A 22,750-nucleotide genomic window follows, 5' to 3' on the forward strand; every position below is an offset into this window, starting at 1 on the left:
TCCCTGGCGGATGACACGCAGGAGGTGGGCCGTGGTCAGGGTGGAGGGGCACTGGCGCAACCGCAGCTGGGTGCGCACGCACTACCGGCATCCGCTGCGGCCGGGGCAGGACCAGACGGGACTGGTGTTCCCGCCGGCGTGGCTGGTGCGGCTCGACCTGAGCGCGCACCGCGGGCCGTTCCCGTCGGTCCCGACGACCGCCCGTCCGGGCGCGGCCGTGCCCGCGCCGCGCCGGCCCCCGGACACACCGCCCGCTCGCTGACGTCCGGAGTGGAACTCCCGTGCGGGACCGTCGGAGGATGGGCCGATGCCACGACTGATCGAGAACGCCAGCCGGGTCACCGCCGCCGGGACCCCGCCGAAGACCATCGACGAGTACGTGGGCCGGGTGAACACCGGCGACGGCGCGGTGTCGGTGGCGCACATGCGCAGCCCCTCCGGGTGGGCCGAGCCCGGCCAGACGCCGGAGTTCGCCGAGTACACGCTCGTCCTGCGCGGGGCGTTGCGTGTCGAGTTCGACGGCGGCGAGCTCACCGTCCCCGCCGGGCAGGCGGTGCACACCGCGCCGGGGGAGTGGGTGCGCTACAGCTCGCCCGGTGCGGACGGCGCGGAGTACGTCGCCGTCTGCCTGCCGGCGTTCGACCTCGACGCCGCGCACCGCGACGACGAGCGCTGACCGGAGCCCCGCGGCGAGCGTGCTGCGTCGTCGGGAGTGCCAGCGTCGTGGAACAGTGGACGGCGCGGGAGGTGAGGTGATGAGCCGGATGATGCTGGCCCTGGCGGTGCTCGCGGTGCTGACCGTGCTCGGCTGCGCGGCCGGCCCGGCCGGTCCCGGCGGCGCCGGTCCCCGGCCCGCGGCCGCTGCGGACCTGCTCGGCCGCTGGTACCCGGCCGACGGGACCGCGCAGGGCCGGGCGTTCGCCGAGTTCGCCCCCGACGGCGGCTGGACCGGCTCGGACGGCTGCAACGGACAGCGCGGCACGTGGCAGCTCGGCCCGGACGGCGCCCTGAGCGGCACCGCGGGCCCCAGCACCCTGATCGCCTGCGAGAACGTGCCGATCGCCCGGTGGATCGCCACCGCCGCCGGCGTCCGGATCGACGACGGGGCGCTGGTGTTCACCGACGCCGGCGGTGCCGAGATGGCGCGAATGGTCCGCGACCTGCCCTGATCAGCGGGTCGTCGGCCGGCTCGCTTCCACGTTGCACAGGTTGCACGGTTCAGCCATGGCCGCTGCGGAGCTGACCGACGGCACGCGGCACCGGGACCCGGTCACCGGGGGAGCGGCAGCCAGGCCAGGACGTCACGGATCCGCGCGTCCCAGTAGCCCCACTCGTGCTCGCCAGGGCCGACGTCGCTGGTGACCTCCAGGCCGGCCGAGCGGGCGTGCGCGGCGAACCGGATGCTCTGCCCGACCAGCGGGTCCTCGGTACCGCCGCACACGTACAGCGGCGGCACCCGGCCCGGCTCGGCGCGGTCGATCAGCGCGAACAGGTCGGCATCCGTGCCGGCGACCGGGCGGTCGTCGAAGATCCGTTCCCAGATCCGCGGGTCCTCCTCGCGCGGCTCCCCGGCGGTCAGCGCGACCACGTCCAGCGCCCCGGACAGCGACGCGGCCGCGCCGAACCGACCGGGCTCGCGCAACGCCCAGGCCAGCGCCCCGTAGCCGCCCATCGACAGCCCGGCCACGAACGTCTCGGACGGGTCCTGCGACACCCGGAAGAAGCGGGCCACCAGCGCCGGCAGTTCCTGCTCGACCCAGGTCCGGTAACGGCCGCCGAGGGCCTGGTCGGCGTAGAAGCTGCGGTGTACCTGCGGCATGACGACGGCGAGGCCCAGCTCGTCGGCGTAGCGCTCGATCGCGGTGTAGCGGGTCCAGGCGGTGTCGTCGTCGGACAGCCCGTGCAGCAGATACAGCACCGGCGGCGGAGCGTCCAGGTGGCGCACCCCGGCCCCGATCCGGGTCCGCGACGGCTGCGGCAGCAGCACCGTGATCGAGGTGGCGAGGCCGAGCGAGTCGGCGACGACATCGCAGCGCAGCCGCGCCATCAGCGCGTCGAGTCCAGGAAGTCGCGGAACACCGTGACCCAGCGGGCCTCGGCGTCGAACAGCGGGCCGTGCCCGGAGCCGTCGAACATCTCGGTGCGGACCCGGCCGCCCGCGGCGGCGTAGCGGTCCAGCACGTCCCGGATCTGGGTGACCATCTGCTGCGGCGGGAACGCGTCCTCGCCCGGCCAGCCGGGGATCAGCCCGGCCTGCCCGAGCGTACCGGCCTCCAGCATCGAGCCGTCCGCGACGATCAGGTCCGCGGTGCCGTGCGTCCACAGCACCGGCGGCTTGCTCGCCAGCCCGACGACGCCGTCCCACCGCAGGTGCTTCGGCGAGATCGCGTTGAGCAGCCCGGCCTCGCCCGGCGCGAACCCCGGCCAGTGCTGCGACGACGCCGCCGATCCCGGGTAGCCGCCGTCGCCGAGCACAGTCAGCAGGATCTCGTCGACCAGCACGTCCTCCCGCTCGGGGGAGAGCCGGTACGACGGCGACCAGTAGGTCTGGCGCATCACGTTCCGGATCGAGAACGGGCTGTCCGCGGACCGGTCGCCGTCGCGCAGCCGCTGCACGAAGTCGGGGTTCGCGCCCGCCGCCCCGGACCCGGCGCCGTCGGCGTGCACGAGGGTGCCGTCCGGGTGGACGCCGCCGTAGCCGTACGGGCCGACCGGGTCGATCAGGGTCAGCGACGCCGCCGGGTGCACCAGCGCGTACCGGGCGATCGCGCCGCCGCCGGTGGACCAGCCGGCCAGGTGCGGGGCCGCGGTGATCCCCAGCGCGCGCAGCAGCGCGGCGAGGTCGTCGGCCCAGTCGTCGAGACCGCGGGTGGCGTCCAGCGGGGCCGGATCGCTGCGTCCGAACGACCGCATGTCCGGCGCCAGCACCCGGTACCCGGCCTCGGCGAGGCCCGGCATCAGGTGCTCGTAGAACCGCCCTGTCGACAGGTTGCCGTGCACCAGGACGAGCGGGATGCCGTCGTCCGGACCCGCCTCCAGCAGGTGCATCCGGATCCGGTCGGTCGACACCTCGCGCGCACGCACGCCGGGCAGCAAGTCCACGGCCGGGATCCTCGCGGCGCCGCCGTGACGCGGTCAAGAAACCGGCTGCGCGCCGGGGCCGGCCAGGGCATGATCGCCGCCGTGCTGCTCGAACTCCTCTACGGCTGATCAGGCCCCGGCCCCGTCCCGCAGCCGTGTCACCGGCGCGCGGGATCCCGCCGTGCCCGCACCCGAACCCCCGAGGAGGCCCCGTGAGTCACGTCCTGATGTCCACCACCGCCGCACACGGTCACGTGCACCCCAACCTGCCGGTGATGGTCGAGCTGGTCGCCCGCGGCCACCGCGTCACCTACCCGGTCCCGGCCCGGTTCGCCGACGCCGTCGCCGGCACCGGCGCGCACCCGCTGGAGATCCACACCGACCTGCCGGACCCGGCCCGGGGCGAGCAGTGGCCCGAGGGCGGCATCCCCGCGATGCGGTTGTTCTCGGACGAGGCCCGCAGCGCGCACGCCCAGATCCGGCCGGTTCTGGAAGGGGACCGCCCGGACATCGTCTGCTACGACGGCAGCGGCTGGGCCGGGCACGCGCTGTCCCGGGCGTGGGGGCTGCCGCGGGTGGAGCTGGCCCCGCACATGATCGCCTGGGACACCTTCGAGGAGGACTTCGCCGAGGCCTACGCGATCCTCGATACGCCGGAGGGTCTGGCCTGGCAGTCCGACATGGACTCCTGGCTGGCGGAGGTCGGCGTCGGGCTCGGGAACCGGGAGTTCCTCGGGCCTCCGGACCGGTCGGTGGTGCTCATCCCGGAGGCCATGCAGCCGAACCTGGACCGGGTCGACCGGGACCGCTACACGTTCGTCGGGCCGGTGATCGGCGACCGCTCGCACCAGGGGCCGTTCTCGCAGCTCGGGTTGGGGCCGGAGCCGGACCGGCCGCTGCTGCTCGTGTCGCTGGGCTCGGCCTACAACGACCGCCCGGGCTTCTGGCGGGACTGCGTCGTCGCGATGCACGGAACCGGCTGGACGACCGTGCTCGCGATCGGCCCGCACGTCGACCCGGCCGACCTGGGCGCGATCCCGGACGACGTCGTCGTCCGGGAGTGGGTGCCGCAGCCGGCCGTGCTGGCCCACGCCTCGGCGTTCGTCACGCACGCCGGGATGGGCGGCTGCTCGGAGGGGTTGTTCCACGGCGTGCCGATGGTCGCGGTACCGCAGGCGGCCGACCAGTTCGTCAACGGCCCGCGACTGGCCGAGCTCGGAGTCGGGGAGCATCTCCCCGCCGAGGAGGTCACCCCGGACCGGCTGCGTGCGGCGGTCCTGCGGCTCGCCTCGTCCGGGACGGTCGCGCAGCGGTGCGCGGAGCAGCGGCGGGTGGCGCGGAACGCCGGCGGGGCGCCCGCCGCCGCGGACGTGATCGAGTCGCTGCTGCGGTGACCGGTCCGCCCTGACCGGGCCGCGCCCGGTCCGGACCCGCATGCCCGGCTCGGTTGCGCCGTTCGATGCCCCGTGCGGCGTGGTGATTGTGGATCAGCGATCGCGGGTGGCAACGTGCGCGCCCTGTCGTCGGGGGCGGGTGTGGACCCGCGGGATCGGGGGAACCACGTGCGCAGGTCGATCGTCGCCATCCTCACGGCCGTGGGGCTCGCGGTGGGGGCGGGCACACCGGCGCTCGCGGCCGAGCCCGCCGCGGCGCCCGCGCCGCCGGTGGCGCCGATCTCCTGGGGAACGTGCCCGTCCCCGCCGCTGCAGCTGGCCGGCGCGGAGTGCGGGTTCCTGCCGGTCCCGCTCGACCACGCGAAGCCGGACGGGCCGACGATCCGGATCGCCGTCTCCCGGGTCCGGCACACCGCGCCGGACGCGCAGTACCAGGGCGTGATGCTGGTCAACCCGGGCGGACCCGGCGGGCCGGGGGTGGGCCAGAGCCAGCTCGGGTCGGTGGTGCCGAAGGACGCCGGTGCCGGCTACGACTGGATCGGGTTCGACCCGCGCGGGGTCGGGGCCAGCGAACCCGCGCTGTCCTGCGACCCCGACTACGGCGGCTACGACCGGCCGGACAACCAGCCGGAGCACGGTGCCGCGGCCGCCTGGCTGCCCCGGACGAAGGCGTACGCGCAGGCCTGCGGCGAGCAGGGCGGCGAGCTGCTGAAGCACATGCGCACCGAGGACACGGTCCGGGACATGGACCTGCTCCGCCGGGCACTCGGTGCCCCGCAGATCAACTACTATGGCTTCTCCTACGGCACCCTCCTCGGCCAGGTCTACGCCACGACCTTCCCGGACAAGGTCCGCCGGATGGTGCTCGACGGCGTCGTCGACCCACGGAACTGGTGGTACCAGGCCAACCTGAACCAGGACGTCGCGTTCGAGCGCAACATCCGGGCGTTCTTCGACTGGGTGGCCAAGAACGACGCGACCTACCATCTCGGGAACACCGGCGACGCCGTCGAGAAGCGCTACTACGAGATCCGCGAGCAGCTCCGGAAGGCCCCGGCCGGCGGGAAGATCGGGTCGTCCGAGTGGACCGACATCTTCCTGCGCGCCGGCTACAGCGTCGCCGAGTACCCGTCGGTCGCCGAGTCGTTCGTGGCCGGTACCCGCAACGACGCGGCCACCCTCAAAACCGCCTACGACCAGGCCGGATCGCCCACCGACGACAACCAGTACGCCGCCTACCTCGCCACCCAGTGCACCGACGGCCCGTTCCCGCGGGACTGGGCGACCTGGGAGCGGGACAACACCGCCACGGCCCGGACGGCGCCGTTCCAGACCTGGGGCAACGCCTGGTACAACGCGCCCTGCCTGAACTGGCCGGTGCCGCCCGGCCCTGCCCCGGTGGTCGAGGGGAAGATCGACTCCGGTCCGCTGCTGATCTCCGAGACCTACGACGGCGCGACTCCCTACGAGGGCGCGCTGCAGGCCCGCCGGACGTTCCCCGGCTCGTCGCTGATCGAGGGCCTCGGCGGGCACACGCACTCGGCGTCGCTGTCGGGCGTGTCCTGCGTGGATGACAGGGTCGCGGACTACCTGGCCACCGGCGCGCTGCCGGAGCGGGTGCCGGGGGACCGGTCCGACGTGCAGTGCCCGCCGGTGGCGCCGCCGGACCCGGAGGTGCCGGGCGCGGCGGGCTGACGTCGAGCCCATCCTCGTGGCGGCCGGCATCCTGGCCACCTCCAGGTGCCGGCCTGCGGCATCGCAGTAGGGATCCCGACAACGCCCCGGGCGGATGGGCCGAGGTCAACCCTGAGCGGCCCGACCGATCCGGATGAGGTCGTGCTCGGTACAGCGGACCGCGGTCAGCTGCACCGACGCCGGGGGATCGGCGTCGCCGAGCGGGACGCTCAGCGCCGGCCACCCGGTCACGTTCGCCGGGAGCGTGAGCTCCAGCAGCGCGGCGCCGACGGTCGTCAGGTCTTCGCCGACCCGCACCGTCCGGGCTCCGACCGGCGGTGCTCCGATCCGGGTCGTCGCGGTCAGCAGCAGGTCGATCCCGTCCAGGTGCCGGACGAGCCGGTCGGTCAGGGCCACCGCGGCGCGTCGGGCGGCCCGCCGGTCCGGCTCCGGGACCCCGACGAGATCCGCCAGGCCGGCGGCCGTCTCGGGATGGTAGTCGTGCGGCCGTGACGCGAGCGTCGACCGGTGGACGGCGTGCGCCTCGGGGCCGAGGATCGACATGTACAGATCGGGGAACTCGTCGACGCCCGGGGTGTCGACGTCCCGCACGTCGATGCCGGACCGCAGCAGTTCTGCGCGGGCCCGCTCGACCGCGGCGGCGCCCGCGAGGTCCACGGCGGTCCAGTAGTCGTCCCGGGGCACGCCCACCGTGAGCGGGCGTAGGGGTCCCGCGGGCGACCCGCCGCCGCGGTCGCGCAGCGCGTCCCAGCCCGCGGCAGCCACTGCCGGGTCCGCCGCGACGAGCCCGACGCAGTCCAGCGATGGCGCCAGCGGGCACACCCCTCCGGACGGCAGCGACCCGTGCCGGGGCTTGAGCCCGGCCACCCCGCAGAGCGCGGCCGGCACGCGCACGCTCCCGCCGGTGTCCGTGCCGAGTGCCAGCGGCAGGTGCCCGGCCGCGACCGCCGCGGCCGGCCCGGACGACGACCCGCCGGGGATCCGGCCCGGGGCGCGCGGGTTGCGGGCAGGCCCGTCGACACTCACGTCGCCGGTCGGGCCGACCCCGAACTCGTGGGTGTGCAGCTTGGCCACCACGACCGCCCCCGCACGACGGAGCCGGGCCACCACCTCCGCGTCGCGGGCGGCGGGTGGTGCGTCCGCCCGGACCGCGGACCCGGCCCGGGTCGGCAACCCGGCGACGTCGATCAGGTCCTTCACCCCGACGGCCAGGCCGTGCAGCGGGCCGCGCGGCCCACGGTCGCGCGACTCGGCGGTCAACGCCGCCGCGTCCCGCAGGGCGCGCTCGCCGTCCAACGCGACCACCGCGTTGTGGCGGTCACCGGACAGGCGCTCCAGGACGTCGGCGACATGGTCGACCGGGCTGATCCCGCGCCTCAGCTCCTCGCACACGGCCACCACGATGCCCCCGGGGCACGCAGGAAGTGTCGCCGGGCGGGGAGTGGGGGTGCAGCCCCATGCTGGTGCGGTGCGACGGCGTGATGTGCGGTGATCGGCGGGCTCGACGCGGTCGACGACGTGCTCGTCCCGGTCGGGGCGCTGCTGACCGTCGTGACGACCGTCGGGACGGTCCACCTGCTCAAGGGCAAGCGCTACCTCGCCCTGCTGGCCCCGCTGTCGGTGGTCTCGGTGATCGGGATGCTGGGCGTCTTCCGGGTGGCGCGACCAGCCTCGCCGTGGGCGCGGTGGCGCTATTCCGCCGACCGGTTCGCGCAGGCACGGATCCGGTTCGGCGGTGCGCTGCCCGGCCCGGCGCACCGGTGGGACCCGCCCGCCACCGCCGCGCTCGGGACGGTGCTCGTGGGGGTCGTCGCCGGGGTTCCGCTCGGTGCGGTGACATCCCTGATCGGGGGCGTGATCGTGACGCACGCGCTGCTCGCGTCGGCCGGGCGGGCGGCGTCGCGGCGGGTGTGCACGTGGACGGTCGTGGTCGCGGGGGTGGGACAGGCCGCAGTCGTGGTGGCCAACCTGCCGGGGCTCGGGCCGCTGCCGGGCGCGGCGACGACGCTGGTCACAGTGGCGGGCGTGGCGTGGCTGCACCGACCACCGCGCGGAGCGTGAGCCGGCACGCCGTGCGCCCGGCCGCCCACCGCAGCGGCGGCCGGGCCGCGCACCCAGCTCAGGCGAAGTGCACGTACTCGTAGTCGAAGGGCTTGCCGTTGATCCCGTTCGACGGCGGCGCGATCCAGCCGGCGATCTTGCCGGGCTCGTAGACCGGTCGCATCAGGCTCTGCACGTGCGTGCGGTCGGCGTCCGAGGGCAGCCAGTCGTCCTTGCGCGCCTGCCAGACCTCGGGGGACACGACGTCGCCCTTCGGGGTGATGTCGTGCCCGGAGAACAGCCCGACCTCGCGGTTGAAGCCGACGTGCGGCAGGTAGACCCGGTCGTCGAAGCCGTTGCGCTCCAGGATCTTGTTCCAGCGCTTGAGCCCGGACTGGCAGTCCTTCACGTACTCGTTGCGCAGGTCCAGGTTCAGCGCCAGCAGCGCCGGGACCTGGTCGGTGATCACCGAGCCGTCCTTGACCTGTTCCATGTCGTAGCCGTCCTCGGTGAGGAGGTGGTCGTCGTGACGGCGTTCCTCCTGCCAGCGGCCCTTCAGGCCCGCGGTGAAGTAGTTGGCCGCGTTCGTCGACTGCTCGGAGCCGAACAGGTCCAGCGAGACCGAGTAGTGGAAGTTGATGTAGCGCTGGATCACGTTCAGCGGGACGCCGCCGTGCGGGGCGATGTCGGCGGTGTCGTGCTCGCGCATCAGCTCGCAGGTCCGCTGGACCACGCGGTCGATGCCGGTGGTGCCCACGAACATGTGGTGGGCCTCCTCCTTGAGCATGAACTCGCAGGTCCGCGACAGCGGGTCGAACGCGGACTCCTTCAGCGTGCCGAGCTGGTACTTGCCGTCCCGGTCGGTGAAGTAGGTGAACATGAAGAAGGAGAGCCAGTCCGGTGTCTCCTCGTTGAACGCGCCGAGGATCCGGGGCGCGTCGAGGTCGCCGGAGTTGCGGTGCAGCAGCGCCTCGGCCTCCTCGCGGCCGTTGCGGCCGAAGTAGGCGTGCAGCAGGTAGACCATCGCCCAGAGGTGCCGACCCTCCTCGACGTTGACCTGGAACAGGTTGCGCAGGTCGTACAGGGACGGCGCGGTCTCGCCGAGCCGGCGCTGCTGCTCCACCGACGCCGGCTCGGTGTCGCCCTGGATGACGATCAGACGCTGCAGGTCGGCGCGGTACTCGCCGGGCACCTGCTGCCAGACCGGCTCGCCGCGGTTCTCACCGAACGCGATCCGCCGGTCGTCCCCGCGCTCGGCGAGGAACACGCCCCAGCGGTACTCCTCCATCGCGACGTGGCCGAACTGCGCCCAGCCCTCCTTGCCGACGTCGACGGCGGTGCGCAGGTAGACGTCCTGGGTCGGCACCGCCGGGCCCATCGTCTTCCACCAGTTGATGAAGTTCGGCTGCCAGGACTCCAGCGCCCGCTGCAGCTTGCGATCCCCGGCGAGGTCGACGTTGTTCGGGATCTTCTCGGTGTAGTCGATGCTCATGTCACACCCCTGTTCTCACACGCGCTTGCGGTCGAAGTCGGCCCTGCGGCCCGTGCCGTACTTGCGCAGCGCGCCCTCCGGCCCGGAGGCGTTCGGACGCACGAAGATCCAGTTCTGCCAGGCGGTGAGCCGGCCGAAGATGCGGGTCTCCATCGTCTCCGGCCCGACGAACCGGTGGTTGGCCTCCATCCCGGTCAGCGCGTCCGGGGACAGCGAGGCCCGCTCCTCGAGCATGAGCCGGATCTCGTCGTCCCAGTCGATGTCGTCCGGCGAGTCGGTCACCAGGCCCAGCTCGAGCGCCTCGCGCGCGGTGATCCGGCGGCCGGTCTCCTGCTTGAGTTTCGCGACGTGCTCCGAGTCGCCGTGGAACCGCGAGCCCAGCCGGGTCACGTCGTTGCCCATCGGGAAGGTCCCGAAGTTCGACGCCGTGAGCATGATCTGGGCCTCGTCGCCCTGCTCGGAGTCGTCCTCGTCGAGCGTGCCGTCGAGCATGTACTGCCGGTCGCAGGCCAGCGCCAGCTCCAGCAGCGCGCCGGCGAAGCAGGATCCCGGCTCGATCAACGCGATCAGGCTGCGCGAGGTCACGTCGAGCCGCTTGAGGGTCCGCTTGAAGTAGTGCCGGATCTCGTTGACCAGCCAGTCCGAGCCGGAGTGCTCGGCGATGACCTGCTCGAACGCCAGCGCGTCCTCGACGTCGCCGCGGGTCCGGATGATCCAGGTGCCCAGCTCCAGCTCGTTGCTGCGCAGCCGCAGGATCAGGTCGTCGAGCTCGCGGGTCATGGCCAGCGGCCAGAACTGCGCACCCAGCTCGTGCACCCGCCCGATCGAGGACGGGACGCCGCCGTCCGGCCCGTCGATCGTGATCTCGACGAGGCCGCGGTCCCGGTCGAACGTGGCGCGCACGTGCGGGTAGGAGATGCCCTCGGCGGTCTCGGTGCGCTGCAGTGGGGGAAGCTCGATGCCGTCACCCCCGGGCAGCCGGGACGACTGCGCCGCGGCCGCCGCGGCCCGCTCGCGCACCGTCTCGTCCCACTTGCGCTTCGGGACGACCTCGTCGACGAGCTTCCACTCGACGGCCTGCTTCCCGCCGAAGCCCTCGGACCTGGTGGCGAACACGTCGGCCCGGTCCTTGCGGACCCGGCGCTTGTCGGTGACCCGGGTCAGCCCGCCGGTGCCGGGCAGCACACCCAGCAGCGGGACCTCGGGCAGCGCGACGGTCGACGAGTTGTCGTCGACCAGCAGGATGTCCTCGCAGGCCAGCGCCATCTCATAGCCGCCGCCGGCGGCGGTGCCGTTGAGAGCGGCGATCCAGCGCTGGCCGGAGTGCGCGGTGGCGTCCTCGATCCCGTTGCGGGTCTCGTTGGTGAACTTGCAGAAGTTCACCTTCCACGGGTGGGGCGACCCGGCGAGCATCCGGATGTTCGCCCCGGCGCAGAAGTTCCGGTCCCTGGCGCTGGTCAGCACCACGGCCTTCACCTCGGGGTGGGTGAAGCGCAGCCGCTGGGTGAGGTCGTGGAGCTCGATGTCGACGCCGAGGTCGTAGGAGTTCATCTTGAGCTCGTAGCCCTCGACGAGCCCGCCGTCGGAGTCGACGTCGAGCTTCACCCAGGCGACCGCCGGGTTCTCGGAGTCGATCTCCAGCTGCCAGTGCCGGTAGCTCGACGGGTCCCGGTCGAAGTCGACGGGCGGGGACCCGGCGTCGGTGGTGGGGCCGGCATCGGTCATGGGACGGGCGCCTCCTCGCGTCGTCGCGGCAGGCAAAGACTACAGCAGACCGTCGGGACGACGGAAGATTGTGGAGTATCGCGTCAGCCGCCGTGCCGAACGGCCCCGGAGGGCACCTGCTTGCGCAGCTCACCGACGTCGTTGCCGACGAACCCGTGCGCCCCCAGCCAGCCGGTGACCTGCTCGGGGTCCGGGTGCTGGTCGGGTACGACGTTGTAGATGTAGGTCAGCCCGCGCCGCCCGGCCTCGTTCTCCAGCCGGGACAGCACGAACGAGCCGACCCCGGTGCGCCGGGCCTCCGGGTGGACCAGGACGAGGATCTCGGCGTCGCCCCACGACTCGTCCAGCCGGCCGTACGCGACGGTCCGGCCGCCGCCGTCCTCGACGCGCCACCACTCGTCGCCCAGCGCATCGCCGGACTCGGGCCGCCCCAGGCCGAACAGTGCCGGATCCAGCGTGCCGAGCACGCCGGCCTTCCGGGCGTCCCAGCTCGCAGGGGTCTCCGGGATCCACTCCCACGTGTGCACGCCGGCCTCCTCGCCGTCGGGTGACAGGTGCCCTGCGAGTGAACCCTGTCGACCGTCTCCGGCCAAGGGGCACGCTCAGCGCCGCATCGTGCCGGTGTCGACGACGTCCACGTGCCAGGACAGGGCTTCCGCCAGCAGGTGCGGTCTGGGTGCGCGCAGGGCTCGATGACCTGCTCGGCGTGGTCGACGTGCGAGACCATCGGCACGATCGCGGAGATCGCCCCGTTCTGGATCCGGCTGCCCATCAGGTCACGGTCTCCGGCGTGCCGCTGCGCCCGCCGGCCTCGGGCAGCGCGGACGCGTGCTCGCGCAGCCGGTACCGCTGGATCTTCCCGGTCGCCGTCTTCGGCAGCTCCTCGACGGTGACGACGGCCCGGGGCCGCTTGAACGCGGCGAGCCCGTCCCGGCAGAACGCCACCAGTTCCTCGGACGACGGCGCGGCGGCCGGGTCCCGCGGGACGACGAACGCGATCGGCTTGTCCAGCCCGTCGTCGTCGGGGATCCCGACGACGATCGCCTCGGCCAGGCCGGGGTGCTCCAGCAGCCGGGACTCCACCTCGCCGGGCGAGACCCAGATCCCGCCGACCTTGAGCACGTCGTCGGCGCGGCCCAGGCAGGTGTAGGAGCCGTCGTCGTTGCGGACGTACTGGTCGCCGGTGCGCATCCACCCGCCCTGGAAGACCAGCCGGTTCACCGCGGTGCGGCACCAGTAGCCGGTGCAGATCGAGTCCCCGGAGATGTACAGCATCCCCTGCTCCCCGGCGCCGGTGATCACCGTGCCGTCCGGCCGGCGCAGCTCCACCTCGTAGCCGGGGACCGGGAACCCGGAGCTGCCGGGCACGACAGCGCCGGGCAGGTTGGAGATGAAGATGTGCAGTGCCTCCGTGGAGCCGATGCCGTCCAGCACCTCGAAGCCGTAGCGCTCCCGGACGCCGTGGAACATCCGGGCCGGCAGCGCCTCGCCGGCCGATGCGCCGCGCCGTACGGTGGCGAAGCGCTCCCGCGGCAGGTCGGCGGCGACCATCGGGCCCCAGAAGCTGGGCACGGCGAAGAACAGCGTGGCGCCGTGCTGCTGGGCCAGCGCCGAGTACCTCTCCGGGTCCGGCCGGGACGGCTCCAGCACCGCGCAGGCGCCGGCCGAGAGCGGGAAGAACATCGAGTTGCCGATGCCGTAGGCGAAGAACAGCTTGGCCACCGACAGGCAGACGTCGTCGCGGGTGATGCCGAGGACCTGCCTGCCGTAGGTCTCGCAGACGGTCCGGATGTCGGCGTGCCGGTGCATCGCGCCCTTGGGCTTGCCGGTGGTGCCCGAGGTGTAGAGCCAGAGCGCCTGCGACTCGTCCCAGGTGGGGGAGGGTTCGGCCATCGGCTCGCCGCCGGCGAGCAGCTCGTCCCAGGTCAGCGAGTCGACGCCGGGGGAGAGGCGGGCCGGGTCCAGCCGGTCCGGGCCGGTCAGCGCGACCCGCTCCAGATCCGGCGCACCGGCGGTGGCCTCGACCAGGTTCGCCGCGAACGGCTCGCCGCCGAGCACCGTGGTCGCGCGCGAGTCGCGGACCAGTACCGCGAGCTCGCGGCCGGTGAGCATGGTGGAGCTGGGCACCGCGACGGCGCCCACCCACATCGCGGCGAGGATCGCGGTGAAGAGCTCGACGTCGTCCGGCATCACCAGCAGCACCCGCTGCTCGGGCCGGACCCCGGCTGCGCGCAGCGCGCCGGCGACCGCGCGGACCCGGTCGGTGAGCTCGGCGTAGGTCAGCGAGCCGGTCGGGAACCGCACGGCGGTGCGGTCACCGTCGCCGGCCGCGACCCGGGCGGCGGTGAGGTAGGCGGCCGCGTTGAACGGCGCCGCGCCGGCGACGGGCGCGGTCGCGGCGGGCTGGTCAGCACGGACGACGTCGGCCATGGTGGGTGGCTCCTGTGCCGGTTCGGGGCCTGTGATGCTACACACATCACGTGCGTCGTCAACGCTTCGTAGACCGTTCCGCCGGGGTGTCCCGGTGTGGTGAGCTGGACCCGAACCGACACAGGAGGTCGACCCGGTGACAGCGTTGTCCCAGGCCGCACAGCCGGCCCAGGCTGCACAGCCGTCCCAGGCCGCGAGCGGATCCCGACCCGGGCCGGTGCCCGTCGTCGGGCTGCGGCGCGAGCGCGAGGTGCTGACCGCCGCGCTCGAGACCGGCCGGCACGTGGTGCTGGAGGGCCCGCCGGGTACCGGCAAGTCCACCCTGCTGCACGCCATCGCCCGGGAGTCCGGTCGCCGGATGGTGTTCGTCGAGGGCAACGCCGAGCTGACCCCGGCCCGGCTGGTCGGTGCGTTCGACCCGGCCCAGGTGCTCACCGACGGCTACTCCACGGCGGCCTTCGTGGACGGCCCGCTGCTCACGGCGCTGCGCGAGGACGGCCTGCTCTACCTCGAGGAGATGAACCGGATCCCCGAGGAGACGCTGAACGTCCTCATCACGGTGCTCACCGAGGGCGAGATCGCGGTGCCCCGGCTGGGCGCGGTCCCCGCCGGGCCCGGCTTCCGGCTGATCGCCGCGATGAACCCGTTCGACGCCGTCGGCACCGCCCGGGTCAGCCAGGCGATCGCCGACCGGATGTGCCGGGTGGTGCTCGGCTACCAGCCCGAGGGGGCCGAGCGGCGGATCACCGCCGCGGTCACCGGGCGCCCGGACCCGGCCGTCGCGCTGGCCGTGACGCTGACCCGGCGGACCCGGGAGCACCGCGACGTCCGGATGGGGTCCTCGGTGCGCGGTGCGATCGACCTCGCGCACGTGCTCACCGGGCTGTCCGGGCTGCGCGGCGAGGACCCGCCGGCCCGCCCGACCGCCCGGGACGCCGCGTACGCCGCGCTGTCCGGCCGGATCCGGATCGCCGACGGCGTCGACCGGCCCCCCGAGTCGGTGCTCGACGAGATCCTCGACGACGTCTGGCCACCGGACGCCGAGGCGCCGCCGGACCCCGCCGAAGCGGGGGACGACGACCCGGGGGACGAGCCGGACGACGCCCAGGACGGGACCGACCCGGGAAAAGCCGACGGCCCGGCGCCCGCTGACGGCGCGCCGGGCCTCCCGCCGGGATCCGAGCCACCCGGTGGTCGTTCCGGGCGGCCGCCGCGCAACCCGCGCACCCTGGGCCGGGACCAGCTCGCGGCCCGGCACGAGAGCTTCGAGCAGATCTCCCCGGAGCTCGGCGATCTCGACGAGGGCGCCCTTGACGACGCCATGGCCCAGGACCCGGAGGCGGCCGCGGCGCTGCTGGCCGACCTGGCCGTCGCCACCGACGCGCAGCTGCGCGCCCGGGCCCGGGCGATCGCCGGGCGGGTGTTCCTGCGGCTCGGCCGGGTCGGCCCGGCGACCTCGCGCGGCACCCGGCGGCTCGGGCCGCGCCGTGGCGGGCAGGGCGACCTGGACCTGGACCGCACCCTGGACCGCTGGCAGCCGGGGACCGGGGCACCGCGGCCCGAGGACCTGGTCACCCGGGACTGGACGGCGCACCGCCGGGCGATCTGCCTGGTCGTCGACGTCTCCGGCTCGATGCAGGGCGACGCCGTCGCGCTGGCCGCGGTCGCCGCGGCAGGCGTGGTGCTGGCCTGCACCCAGGGCGGCGCGGGCGGCGGCGCCCAGGACCCGGGCGTGCTGGTCTTCGGGTCCGGGGTGCGGACGCTGGCCACGCACGGCGTCCCCCGCCCCGCCGAGGAGCTGGTCGCCGAGCTGGTGGCGCTGCGCGGGCACGGCACCACCGACCTCGCCGCGGCACTGCGGGCCGCGTCCACCCAGCTCGGTGCCGCGGTCGCGGAGGAACGCACCGTGGTGCTGCTGTCGGACTGCCTGCACACCGCGGGCGACGCCCCGGTGTCCGCGCTGGCCGGGATCGACCGGCTGCACGTGCTGCTGCCCGAGCCCGGCGACCCGGACCCGGACGCGCGGCGGGCGTCCGGGGCGCTGGCCGCCCGCGGTGGCGGGCTGTGCGTGCCGGTGGCCCGGCTGGGAGACGTCGGGGCGGCGCTGACCCGGGTCCTGGCCTGATCCGGAGCTGCGTAGGCTCGCCCGGCGTGGGGACCCTTGTCAGCTTCCACGCCCATCCCGACGACGAGTCGATCGGCACCGCCGGCACGCTCGCCAAGGCTGCGGCGCACGGGCACCGCGTGGTGCTCGTGTTCGCCACCCGCGGTGAGCTCGGTGAACCGGTGCCCGGCGTGCTCGCCGACGGCGAGCTGCTCTCGGTGCGCCGTTCGGCCGAGTGCCACGAGTCCGCCCGGGTGCTCGGCGCCGCTCGCGTCGAGTTCCTCGGCTACGTCGACTCCGGGATGATGGGCGAACCGTCCAACGACGCGCCCTTCTGCTTCTGGAGGGCTCCGGTGGAGCACGCCGCGAAGCGTCTCGCACTGATCCTCGAGGAGGAGGAGACCGACGTGCTCACCACCTACGACGACAACGGTGGCTACGGCCACCCGGACCACATCCAGGTGCACCGGGTCGGCACCCGGGCCGGCGAGCTGGCCGGGGTCCCGGTCGTGGCGCAGAACACCACCAACCGGGACTGGATGCTCCGCGGCATGCGCGGGCTGCAGAAGGATCGCGGTGCCGACTGGGAGCCCCCGCAGATCCCCGACGACGCGTCGTTCGGCAAGCCCGAGTCGGAGATCACGCACCGGGTCGAGGCCGTGGAGTACGCCGAGACCAAGCGGGCGTCGATGCGTGCGCACGCCAGCCAGATGGCCGACGATCACTTCATGCTCACGATGCCCGAGCCGGTGTTCGCGATGGGACTGGGCACCGAGTTCTACATCGTGGAAGCGCAGCCGAACCCGGCGTCGGCGCCGGAGGTGTGGACGGACCTGTTCGAGCCGCTGCGGTGAGGTGGCCGCTGCGCTGAACCGGCAGGTCAGGCGGCCCGGGCGCGGGGCACCCACCGGTCCCAGGCGCGCATCAACGCGGTGTGCACCGGGCGCTCGACCAGCCGGGTCAGCAGCCAGCCCAGCAGTACCGCGATGACCAGCATGGCCGCGGACTGCAGCAACGGGCCGATGCCGAGGTCCTGCAGCCGGCGCATCAGCACGTAGCCCATGGTCTGGTGCACCAGGTAGACGCCGTAGGAGATCCCGGCCAGCCACCGGAACCCGCGGGCGACCGGCTGCGGGGTGCGGCTCCCCGGCCGGGGCAGCCACGCCACCATGGCGATCAGCGCGACCCCGGTGCAGACCAGTGCGGAGGCCACCACGTCCTCGACGAGGCCCTCCGGGCCGAGGGTCGTGGTGTGCGCGAACTGCGCGAGTGCGCAGACCCCCAGCAGTGCGGTGGCGTGCGGGCCGCGGATCCGGCCGGTCGACCACAGCCAGACCGTGATCCCGGCCACGAACAGGTGCAGCCGGTGGAACCCGACCCCGTCCACGGCGATGCCGTACCAGGTGGGCGGCTCGCCCGCCGAGGTCACGCCGAGCCGCAGCGGCCACTGGGCCAGCGGGACCAGCAGCACGGTCCACAGCAGCACCCGCAGCCGGTGCCCGCTGCCCCAGGTGGTCACGCTGAGCACGGCGGCCGCGGTGAAGGCCATCAGCTGCAGCGGCAGCGTCCAGAACGCCGGGTCGAGCCAGGGGAACCGGCCGTCGTCCCAGTGGCCGAGCATCAGCCAGTTCTGCCAGAGCTGGGCGGCCGGCGGGTCACCCCACTCCACCGGGCTCAGGTAGCGCAGGGCGAGCCAGGAGATCGGCACCGCGACCAGGAACGGCGGCAGCAGCCGGGCGATCCGTCCCCACCAGTACCGGCCGGGGGAGTGCCTGCCGAGGGTGGCGCAGGCGAAGTAGGCCGAGATCACCAGCAGCAGGCTCGCGCCGACCTGGTGGTCGAACGAGATCCGGCGCGGGATGAGGTCCGGGTGCAGGGCCGGGCCCAGGAACGTCGCGTGGTAGAGCACCACCAGCAGGACGAACCCGCTGCGCAGTACGTCCCAGCCGGGCTCCCTGCGGGAACCGGTCACGGCCGGGGACCCGGTCGAGGTGCTCACCCACACGACGGTATGCGGGCCACCGGGGCGTCCCGACGGCGGGTGCTCGTGCCCTCGGGTGGGCCGGTCGCGCGGCCGGGGGGTGTCGGTTCTACCCTTCGTAGAGCAGAATCGGTGCGCGGCCGCGCCCGGCCCGGGATCCGGCATGTGGATCACACGGCCCGGGCGGGCGCCGGTCGCCGACCGAAGGCTAGAGTCCACCCGTCCTCGGAGAGGACGTGCTCAGGTGAGGCAAGTGCAGGAGGCCCAGTGACAGCCGTCGCGCCCAAGCCGATCTCGACGCGCCCCTATCCGGCGCGTCGGACGGGTAAGGGTTCCACGTTCCTGAAGATGTTGCGGACGACGGACCCCAAGGACATCGCGATCCTGTACATGGTCACGTCGTTCGCGTTCTTCATGGCCGGCGGCGCGATGGCGCTGCTGATCCGTGCGGAGCTGGCGCGACCGGAGCTGCAGTTCCTGTCGAGCGAGCAGTACAACCAGCTGTTCACCATGCACGGCACGATCATGCTGCTGCTGTACGCGACGCCGATCCTGTTCGGGTTCGCGAACTACATCGTGCCGCTGCAGATCGGCGCGCCGGACGTGGCGTTCCCGCGGCTCAACGCGTTCTCCTACTGGCTGTTCCTGTTCGGCGGCCTGATCGTGCTGTCCGGGTTCCTGACCCCGGGCGGCGCCGCCGACTTCGGCTGGTTCGCCTACACCCCGCTGTCCGACGCGGTCCGCTCACCGGGCCCCGGTGGCGACCTCTGGATCATGGGCCTGGTGGTGTCCGGTCTGGGCACCATCCTCGGCGGCGTCAACTTCATCACCACGATCGCCTGCATGCGCGCACCCGGCATGACGATGTTCCGGATGCCGATCTTCACCTGGAACATCTTCATCACCGCGATCCTGATCCTGATCGCGTTCCCGATCCTGACCGCGGCGCTGCTGGGCCTGGCCGCGGACCGGCACCTGGGTGCGCACGTGTTCGATCCGGCGAACGGTGGCGTGGTGCTCTGGCAGCACCTGTTCTGGTTCTTCGGCCATCCCGAGGTCTACATCGTGGCGCTGCCGTTCTTCGGCATCGTCTCCGAGATCTTCCCGGTGTTCTCCCGCAAGCCGGTCTTCGGCTACAAGGGCCTGGTCTTCGCGACGCTGGCGATCGCCATGCTCTCGATCGCGGTGTGGGCGCACCACATGTACGCCACCGGCGCGGTGCTGCTGGCGTTCTTCTCCTTCACGACCTTCCTGATCGCCATCCCGACCGGCATCAAGTTCGTGAACTGGGTCGGCACCATGTGGAAGGGCAAGATCACCTACGAGACGCCGATGCTCTTCGCGGTCGGCTTCCTGGTGACCTTCCTGTTCGGCGGGCTGACCGGCGTCCTGCTCGCGATGCCGCCGGTGGACTTCCACGTCTCGGACACCTACTTCGTCGTCGCGCACTTCCACTACGTGCTGTTCGGCACGATCGTGTTCGCGACCTACGCCGGCATCTACTTCTGGTTCCCGAAGATGACCGGCCGGTTCATGGACGAGAAGCTGGGCAAGGTCCACTTCTGGACCACGTTCATCGGCTTCCACCTGACGTTCCTGGTGCAGCACTGGCTGGGCAACGAGGGCTACCCGCGGCGCTACGCCGACTACCTGCCCTCGGACGGCTTCACGACGCTGAACTCGATCTCCTCGATCGGCGCGTTCGTGCTCGGTGCCTCGACGCTGCCGTTCATCTACAACGTGTTCAAGAGCTACCGGTTCGGCCGGGTCGCCGAGCACGACGACCCGTGGGGCTTCGGGAACTCGCTGGAGTGGGCGACCAGCTGCCCGCCGCCGCGGCACAACTTCACCGAGCTGCCGCGGATCCGCTCCGAGCGCCCGGCGTTCGACCTGCACTACCCGCACCTGGTCGAGAAGGCGCGCGCCGAGGCGCACGTCGGCGGGCGGGCGCACCCGACCGAGGTGCTGGCCAAGGAGGTCGGCAAGGAGTCCTGGCCGGACGACGACCCGAAGAACAACTGAGGTGGCGGTAGCCGCTCCCGGCCCGGCCCGGCCGACCGTGCTCGTCACGGTGACCGGGCCGGACCGGCCGGGTGTCAGCTCCGTCCTGTTCACCGCGCTCACCACGGCCGGGGTCGAGCTGCTGGACCTGGAGCAGGTCGTGGTGAACGGCCGGCTCACCCTCGGCGCCCTGGTGCTGCCCGAGGGCGACGCCGAGGAGCTCGAGGAGTTCGTCGGCGCGGCCATGGACTCGATCGGCATGTCGGTGCACATCGAGATCCAGCGGGACGGCCACTCCGAGGCCCCGCCGGAGCCGACGCACGTGGTGACCGTGCTCGGCCGCCCGATCACGGCTCGTGCCTTCGGCGCCATCGCCGCCGAGCTGGCCGCGGTCGGCGCCAACATCGACGCCATCCGGCGGGTCGCCGACTACCCCGTGACCGGCCTGGAGCTGCTGGTCTCGCCGGTCCCGGACGGTGACGCCGACTCCTACCCGCCCGGCACGCTGCGCAAGCGCCTGGTCGGGGTGGCTCGGCAGGCCGGCGTCGACGTCGCGGTGGCCCGGGCCGGGCTGGCCCGGCGCAGCAAGCGGCTGATCGTGTTCGACGTCGACTCCACCCTGATCCAGGGCGAGGTCATCGAGATGCTCGCGGCGCGGGCCGGGCCCGAGGTCGAGGCGCAGGTCCGCCGGGTCACCGAGGAGGCGATGGCCGGCGAGCTGGACTTCGCCGAGTCGCTCACCCGGCGGGTCGCGGTCCTCAAGGGGCTGCCGGCGTCGGTGGTGGACGAGGTCGCCGCGGAGATCGAGCTGACCCCTGGCGCGCGGACCACCATCCGCACGCTGCGCCGGCTGGGCTACCGCTGTGGCGTCGTCTCCGGCGGGTTCACGCAGGTCATCGCCCCGCTCGCGGAGGAGCTGAAGCTCGACTTCGTGGCGGCGAACGACCTGGAGATCTCCGACGGCGTGCTGACCGGACAGGTCCGCGGCGAGATCGTCGACCGGCCCGGCAAGGCGGTCGCGCTGCAGCGGTTCGCCGCGGCACATGAGATCCCGGTCGAGCAGTGCGTGGCGGTCGGCGACGGCGCGAACGACATCGACATGCTCTCGACCGCCGGTCTCGGGGTGGCGTTCAACGCCAAGCCCGCGCTGCGTGCGGTCGCCGACACCGCGCTGTCGGTGCCCTACCTCGACGTCGTGCTGTTCGTGCTGGGCATCACCCGGAACGAGGTGGAGGCCGCGGACGCCGCCGAGGGTGTGCTGCGGCGGGTGCCCATCGCGTGAGCGGGCTCGCGAGCGAACCGCCGGACACGACGGTGCTCGACCTGCTGGCCGCCCGCTACGGGACCGGCGCCGCGCGCCGCGAGATCCCGCCGGAGACCGACGGGATCGTCCGCGCCATGCCGGTGGTGCTGCGGATCGAACGCGACCCGCTCCCGTCCCGGACGGCGCTGCTGGAGGCGGCCGCGGCCGCCGCGGTCGCGGTGTGCCTGGACCGGCGGGCCCAGCCCGGCGGGGACTGGCACGAGACCGTTGCCCTCTGGGTCGACGGCCGCATCCGCAAGATCGCCCGACGGGCCCGCGGCGCGCACTGGCGGGCCGTCCACGAGCTGCCGGGCGCGACCGTCGAGGTGGGTGGGGCGCAGGTCCGCGCGCTGCTGCCGGGACCGGTGGACGACGTGCCGAAGGCGGTGTCCCGGCTGCAGATCGGCGGCACCGAGCTGGAGCCGGACGCACCGGGTCCGGTTCCGGGCGGGACGCCGCTGATCCTGCTCAACCCGCACGTGGAGATGACCGTGGGGAAGGCCGCGGCCCAGGTGGGGCACGCGTCGATGATCCTCGCCGCGGCGCGCCGGTGGCCGGTCGCCGACGAGTCCGCGCCGCGCTGCGCGGTCCGCACCCCCGCCCCGGACCTCTGGGACGCCTGGTGCGCCCGGCTCGGCGAATCCGATTCCACGGTCGTCGCGGTGCGGGACGCGGGGTTCACCGAGGTCGACCCGGGCACCGTGACCTGCCTGGCCGCCGACGGTCCCAGGGCCACCATCGAGCAGGAGGAGTACCGGTGACCGAGCACCCGCCCGCCGACGCCCGGAACTGGGGCGGTCGGCTGCCGCGCAACGAGACCCTCGACCTCGACGACGACCAGCGGGCGGCCGTCGAGGCCCTGCACGAGCGGCAGGTCCCGTGGGCGGAGCGTTCGGGGTTCGTCGCCACCGACTCCGACGGCGGGCTGCTCGGCCCGTTCAACGCGTTCGCGTTGCGCCCCGCCCAGGGCCGGGCGTTCCAGCGCTGGGTCGGCACCGACCAGCGGCACTCCACGCTGCCCGAGCCGGTCCGCGAGGTCGTCATCCTGACCGTCGGCGCCGCCTGGCAGGCCGACTACGAGCTGTACGCGCACGCCGCCGCGGCCCGGACCGCGGGACTGTCCGAGGAGGCCGTCGCGGCGCTGCGCGCCGGCTCGGGGACCGCGGACCTGGGATCGGCGGAACGGGTCGCGCACCGCTTCGCCGACGAGCTGGCCCGCACGCACCGGGTCACCGGCGACACCTACGCGGCGGCCGACGCGGCGTTCGGGCGGGACGGGGTGCTCGACCTGGTGCACCTGGTCGGGCAGTACCTGGCGGTGTCCGCGCTGCTCAACGCGTTCGAGATCCCGGCACCGGGCGACGCCCCGCCCGCCTGAGGCGCGTTCTGTGGGTTCAGCTCGTGGATAGTGCGATCAGGGCGAGGCTATGAGCAGCGATGGTCGCGGCGGTCCGGGTGAGCAGGCCGTGGAAGGTGTGAGCGCCATGGCGGGCCAGTTCCATGA

General features: G+C 73.5%; 20 protein-coding genes. 12 read left to right on the top strand and 8 right to left on the bottom strand.

Annotated elements, in window-relative coordinates:
- Positions 1 to 31: 31 nt before the first annotated feature.
- The 3 genes from ACLFMI_RS03675 (at position 32) to ACLFMI_RS03685 (ending at position 1,169) form a co-directional block, all read left to right on the top strand.
- Entirely contained in the window at positions 32 to 262 is a 231-nt protein-coding gene (locus ACLFMI_RS03675; RefSeq protein ID WP_410946266.1) for a hypothetical protein, read from the top strand.
- A gap of 45 nt (positions 263 to 307) precedes the next feature.
- On the top strand, positions 308 to 676 hold the full coding sequence (locus ACLFMI_RS03680; protein WP_410946267.1) for a cupin domain-containing protein: 369 nt from the start codon (positions 308 to 310) through the stop codon (positions 674 to 676).
- A 79-nt stretch (positions 677 to 755) separates the two neighbouring features.
- Positions 756 to 1,169 (top strand): META domain-containing protein, encoded by a 414-nt coding sequence (locus ACLFMI_RS03685; protein ID WP_410946268.1) that lies wholly within the window; start codon positions 756 to 758, stop codon positions 1,167 to 1,169.
- A 101-nt stretch (positions 1,170 to 1,270) separates the two neighbouring features.
- On the opposite strand, the gene ACLFMI_RS03690 is transcribed toward ACLFMI_RS03685, so the two are convergent.
- Both ACLFMI_RS03690 and ACLFMI_RS03695 read right to left on the bottom strand, forming a co-directional pair.
- Positions 1,271 to 2,047, bottom strand: a complete 777-nt coding sequence (locus tag ACLFMI_RS03690) for an alpha/beta hydrolase (protein ID WP_410946269.1) — start codon at positions 2,045 to 2,047, stop codon at positions 1,271 to 1,273.
- Positions 2,047 to 3,102 carry an alpha/beta fold hydrolase gene (locus ACLFMI_RS03695; RefSeq protein WP_410946270.1) on the bottom strand — a complete coding sequence of 352 codons (1,056 nt, stop codon included), beginning with the start codon at positions 3,100 to 3,102 and terminating at the stop codon, positions 2,047 to 2,049. The genes ACLFMI_RS03690 and ACLFMI_RS03695 overlap by 1 nt, the downstream gene beginning before the upstream one ends.
- A gap of 191 nt (positions 3,103 to 3,293) precedes the next feature.
- Here ACLFMI_RS03695 and ACLFMI_RS03700 point away from each other — a divergent pair, with 191 nt between their 5' ends.
- Positions 3,294 to 4,475 (top strand): macrolide family glycosyltransferase, encoded by a 1,182-nt coding sequence (locus ACLFMI_RS03700; protein WP_410946271.1) that lies wholly within the window; start codon positions 3,294 to 3,296, stop codon positions 4,473 to 4,475.
- Positions 4,476 to 4,676: 201 nt separating this feature from the next.
- Positions 4,677 to 6,170 carry an alpha/beta fold hydrolase gene (locus tag ACLFMI_RS03705; protein ID WP_410946272.1) on the top strand — a complete coding sequence of 498 codons (1,494 nt, stop codon included), beginning with the start codon at positions 4,677 to 4,679 and terminating at the stop codon, positions 6,168 to 6,170.
- Between the two features lie 105 nt (positions 6,171 to 6,275).
- On the opposite strand, the gene ACLFMI_RS03710 is transcribed toward ACLFMI_RS03705, so the two are convergent.
- Entirely contained in the window at positions 6,276 to 7,562 is a 1,287-nt protein-coding gene (locus ACLFMI_RS03710) for an amidase (protein WP_410946273.1), read from the bottom strand.
- A gap of 96 nt (positions 7,563 to 7,658) precedes the next feature.
- Between ACLFMI_RS03710 and ACLFMI_RS03715 the strand changes: the two genes are divergently transcribed.
- Positions 7,659 to 8,231, top strand: coding sequence for a hypothetical protein (locus tag ACLFMI_RS03715; RefSeq protein ID WP_410946274.1), 573 nt, complete (start codon positions 7,659 to 7,661; stop codon positions 8,229 to 8,231).
- A 58-nt stretch (positions 8,232 to 8,289) separates the two neighbouring features.
- Here ACLFMI_RS03715 and boxB read toward each other — a convergent pair whose 3' ends face one another.
- The 4 genes from boxB to ACLFMI_RS03735 form a co-directional block, all read right to left on the bottom strand.
- Positions 8,290 to 9,702, bottom strand: a complete 1,413-nt coding sequence (boxB, locus tag ACLFMI_RS03720; protein ID WP_410946275.1) for a benzoyl-CoA 2,3-epoxidase subunit BoxB — start codon at positions 9,700 to 9,702, stop codon at positions 8,290 to 8,292.
- Between the two features lie 15 nt (positions 9,703 to 9,717).
- The gene (gene boxC, locus ACLFMI_RS03725; protein ID WP_410946276.1) at positions 9,718 to 11,427 is read right to left on the bottom strand and encodes a 2,3-epoxybenzoyl-CoA dihydrolase; all 1,710 of its coding nucleotides are present in this window, start codon (positions 11,425 to 11,427) and stop codon (positions 9,718 to 9,720) included.
- Positions 11,428 to 11,510: 83 nt separating this feature from the next.
- Positions 11,511 to 11,954 (bottom strand): GNAT family N-acetyltransferase, encoded by a 444-nt coding sequence (locus ACLFMI_RS03730; RefSeq protein ID WP_410946277.1) that lies wholly within the window; start codon positions 11,952 to 11,954, stop codon positions 11,511 to 11,513.
- 244 nt (positions 11,955 to 12,198) lie between these two features.
- Positions 12,199 to 13,857, bottom strand: coding sequence for a benzoate-CoA ligase family protein (locus ACLFMI_RS03735; RefSeq protein WP_410946278.1), 1,659 nt, complete (start codon positions 13,855 to 13,857; stop codon positions 12,199 to 12,201).
- A 136-nt stretch (positions 13,858 to 13,993) separates the two neighbouring features.
- Here ACLFMI_RS03735 and ACLFMI_RS03740 point away from each other — a divergent pair, with 136 nt between their 5' ends.
- Together ACLFMI_RS03740 and ACLFMI_RS03745 are read left to right on the top strand one after the other, a co-directional pair.
- On the top strand, positions 13,994 to 15,982 hold the full coding sequence (locus tag ACLFMI_RS03740; RefSeq protein ID WP_410946279.1) for an AAA family ATPase: 1,989 nt from the start codon (positions 13,994 to 13,996) through the stop codon (positions 15,980 to 15,982).
- Positions 15,983 to 16,008: 26 nt separating this feature from the next.
- Positions 16,009 to 16,815 (top strand): PIG-L family deacetylase, encoded by an 807-nt coding sequence (locus ACLFMI_RS03745; RefSeq protein ID WP_410946280.1) that lies wholly within the window; start codon positions 16,009 to 16,011, stop codon positions 16,813 to 16,815.
- Between the two features lie 26 nt (positions 16,816 to 16,841).
- Here ACLFMI_RS03745 and ACLFMI_RS03750 read toward each other — a convergent pair whose 3' ends face one another.
- On the bottom strand, positions 16,842 to 17,960 hold the full coding sequence (locus ACLFMI_RS03750; protein ID WP_410946281.1) for an acyltransferase family protein: 1,119 nt from the start codon (positions 17,958 to 17,960) through the stop codon (positions 16,842 to 16,844).
- Between the two features lie 249 nt (positions 17,961 to 18,209).
- On the opposite strand from ACLFMI_RS03750, the gene ctaD reads away from it, so the two are divergent.
- From ctaD to ACLFMI_RS03770, 4 genes are read left to right on the top strand one after another with little or no spacing between them, the layout of a single operon-like run.
- Complete coding sequence (gene ctaD, locus ACLFMI_RS03755; RefSeq protein ID WP_410946282.1) at positions 18,210 to 19,964, top strand: aa3-type cytochrome oxidase subunit I; 1,755 nt, start codon at positions 18,210 to 18,212, stop codon at positions 19,962 to 19,964.
- Position 19,965: 1 nt separating this feature from the next.
- Positions 19,966 to 21,225: a phosphoserine phosphatase SerB gene (gene serB, locus ACLFMI_RS03760; RefSeq protein WP_410946283.1), complete on the top strand. Its 1,260-nt coding sequence runs from the start codon at positions 19,966 to 19,968 to the stop codon at positions 21,223 to 21,225.
- Positions 21,222 to 22,007 (top strand): peptidyl-tRNA hydrolase, encoded by a 786-nt coding sequence (locus ACLFMI_RS03765; protein ID WP_410946284.1) that lies wholly within the window; start codon positions 21,222 to 21,224, stop codon positions 22,005 to 22,007. The genes serB and ACLFMI_RS03765 overlap by 4 nt, the downstream gene beginning before the upstream one ends.
- Positions 22,004 to 22,624: a carboxymuconolactone decarboxylase family protein gene (locus tag ACLFMI_RS03770; RefSeq protein ID WP_410946285.1), complete on the top strand. Its 621-nt coding sequence runs from the start codon at positions 22,004 to 22,006 to the stop codon at positions 22,622 to 22,624. Before ACLFMI_RS03765 ends, ACLFMI_RS03770 begins: the two co-directional genes overlap by 4 nt.
- Positions 22,625 to 22,750 lie beyond the last annotated feature (126 nt).

The sequence above is a fragment of the Pseudonocardia nantongensis genome, assembly GCF_046546495.1.
GTDB lineage: Bacteria > Actinomycetota > Actinomycetes > Mycobacteriales > Pseudonocardiaceae > Pseudonocardia > Pseudonocardia nantongensis.

Excerpts from the sequence above, each read along its gene's own strand:
- ACLFMI_RS03680 (WP_410946267.1), top strand. The coding sequence starts at position 308 with ATGCCACGACTGATCGAGAACGCCAGCCGGGTCACCGCCGCCGGGACC.
- ACLFMI_RS03685 (WP_410946268.1), top strand. The coding sequence starts at position 756 with ATGAGCCGGATGATGCTGGCCCTGGCGGTGCTCGCGGTGCTGACCGTG.
- ACLFMI_RS03690 (WP_410946269.1), bottom strand. The coding sequence starts at position 2,047 with ATGGCGCGGCTGCGCTGCGATGTCGTCGCCGACTCGCTCGGCCTCGCC.
- boxB (WP_410946275.1), bottom strand. The coding sequence starts at position 9,702 with ATGAGCATCGACTACACCGAGAAGATCCCGAACAACGTCGACCTCGCC.
- boxC (WP_410946276.1), bottom strand. The coding sequence starts at position 11,427 with ATGACCGATGCCGGCCCCACCACCGACGCCGGGTCCCCGCCCGTCGAC.
- ACLFMI_RS03735 (WP_410946278.1), bottom strand. The coding sequence starts at position 13,857 with ATGGCCGACGTCGTCCGTGCTGACCAGCCCGCCGCGACCGCGCCCGTC.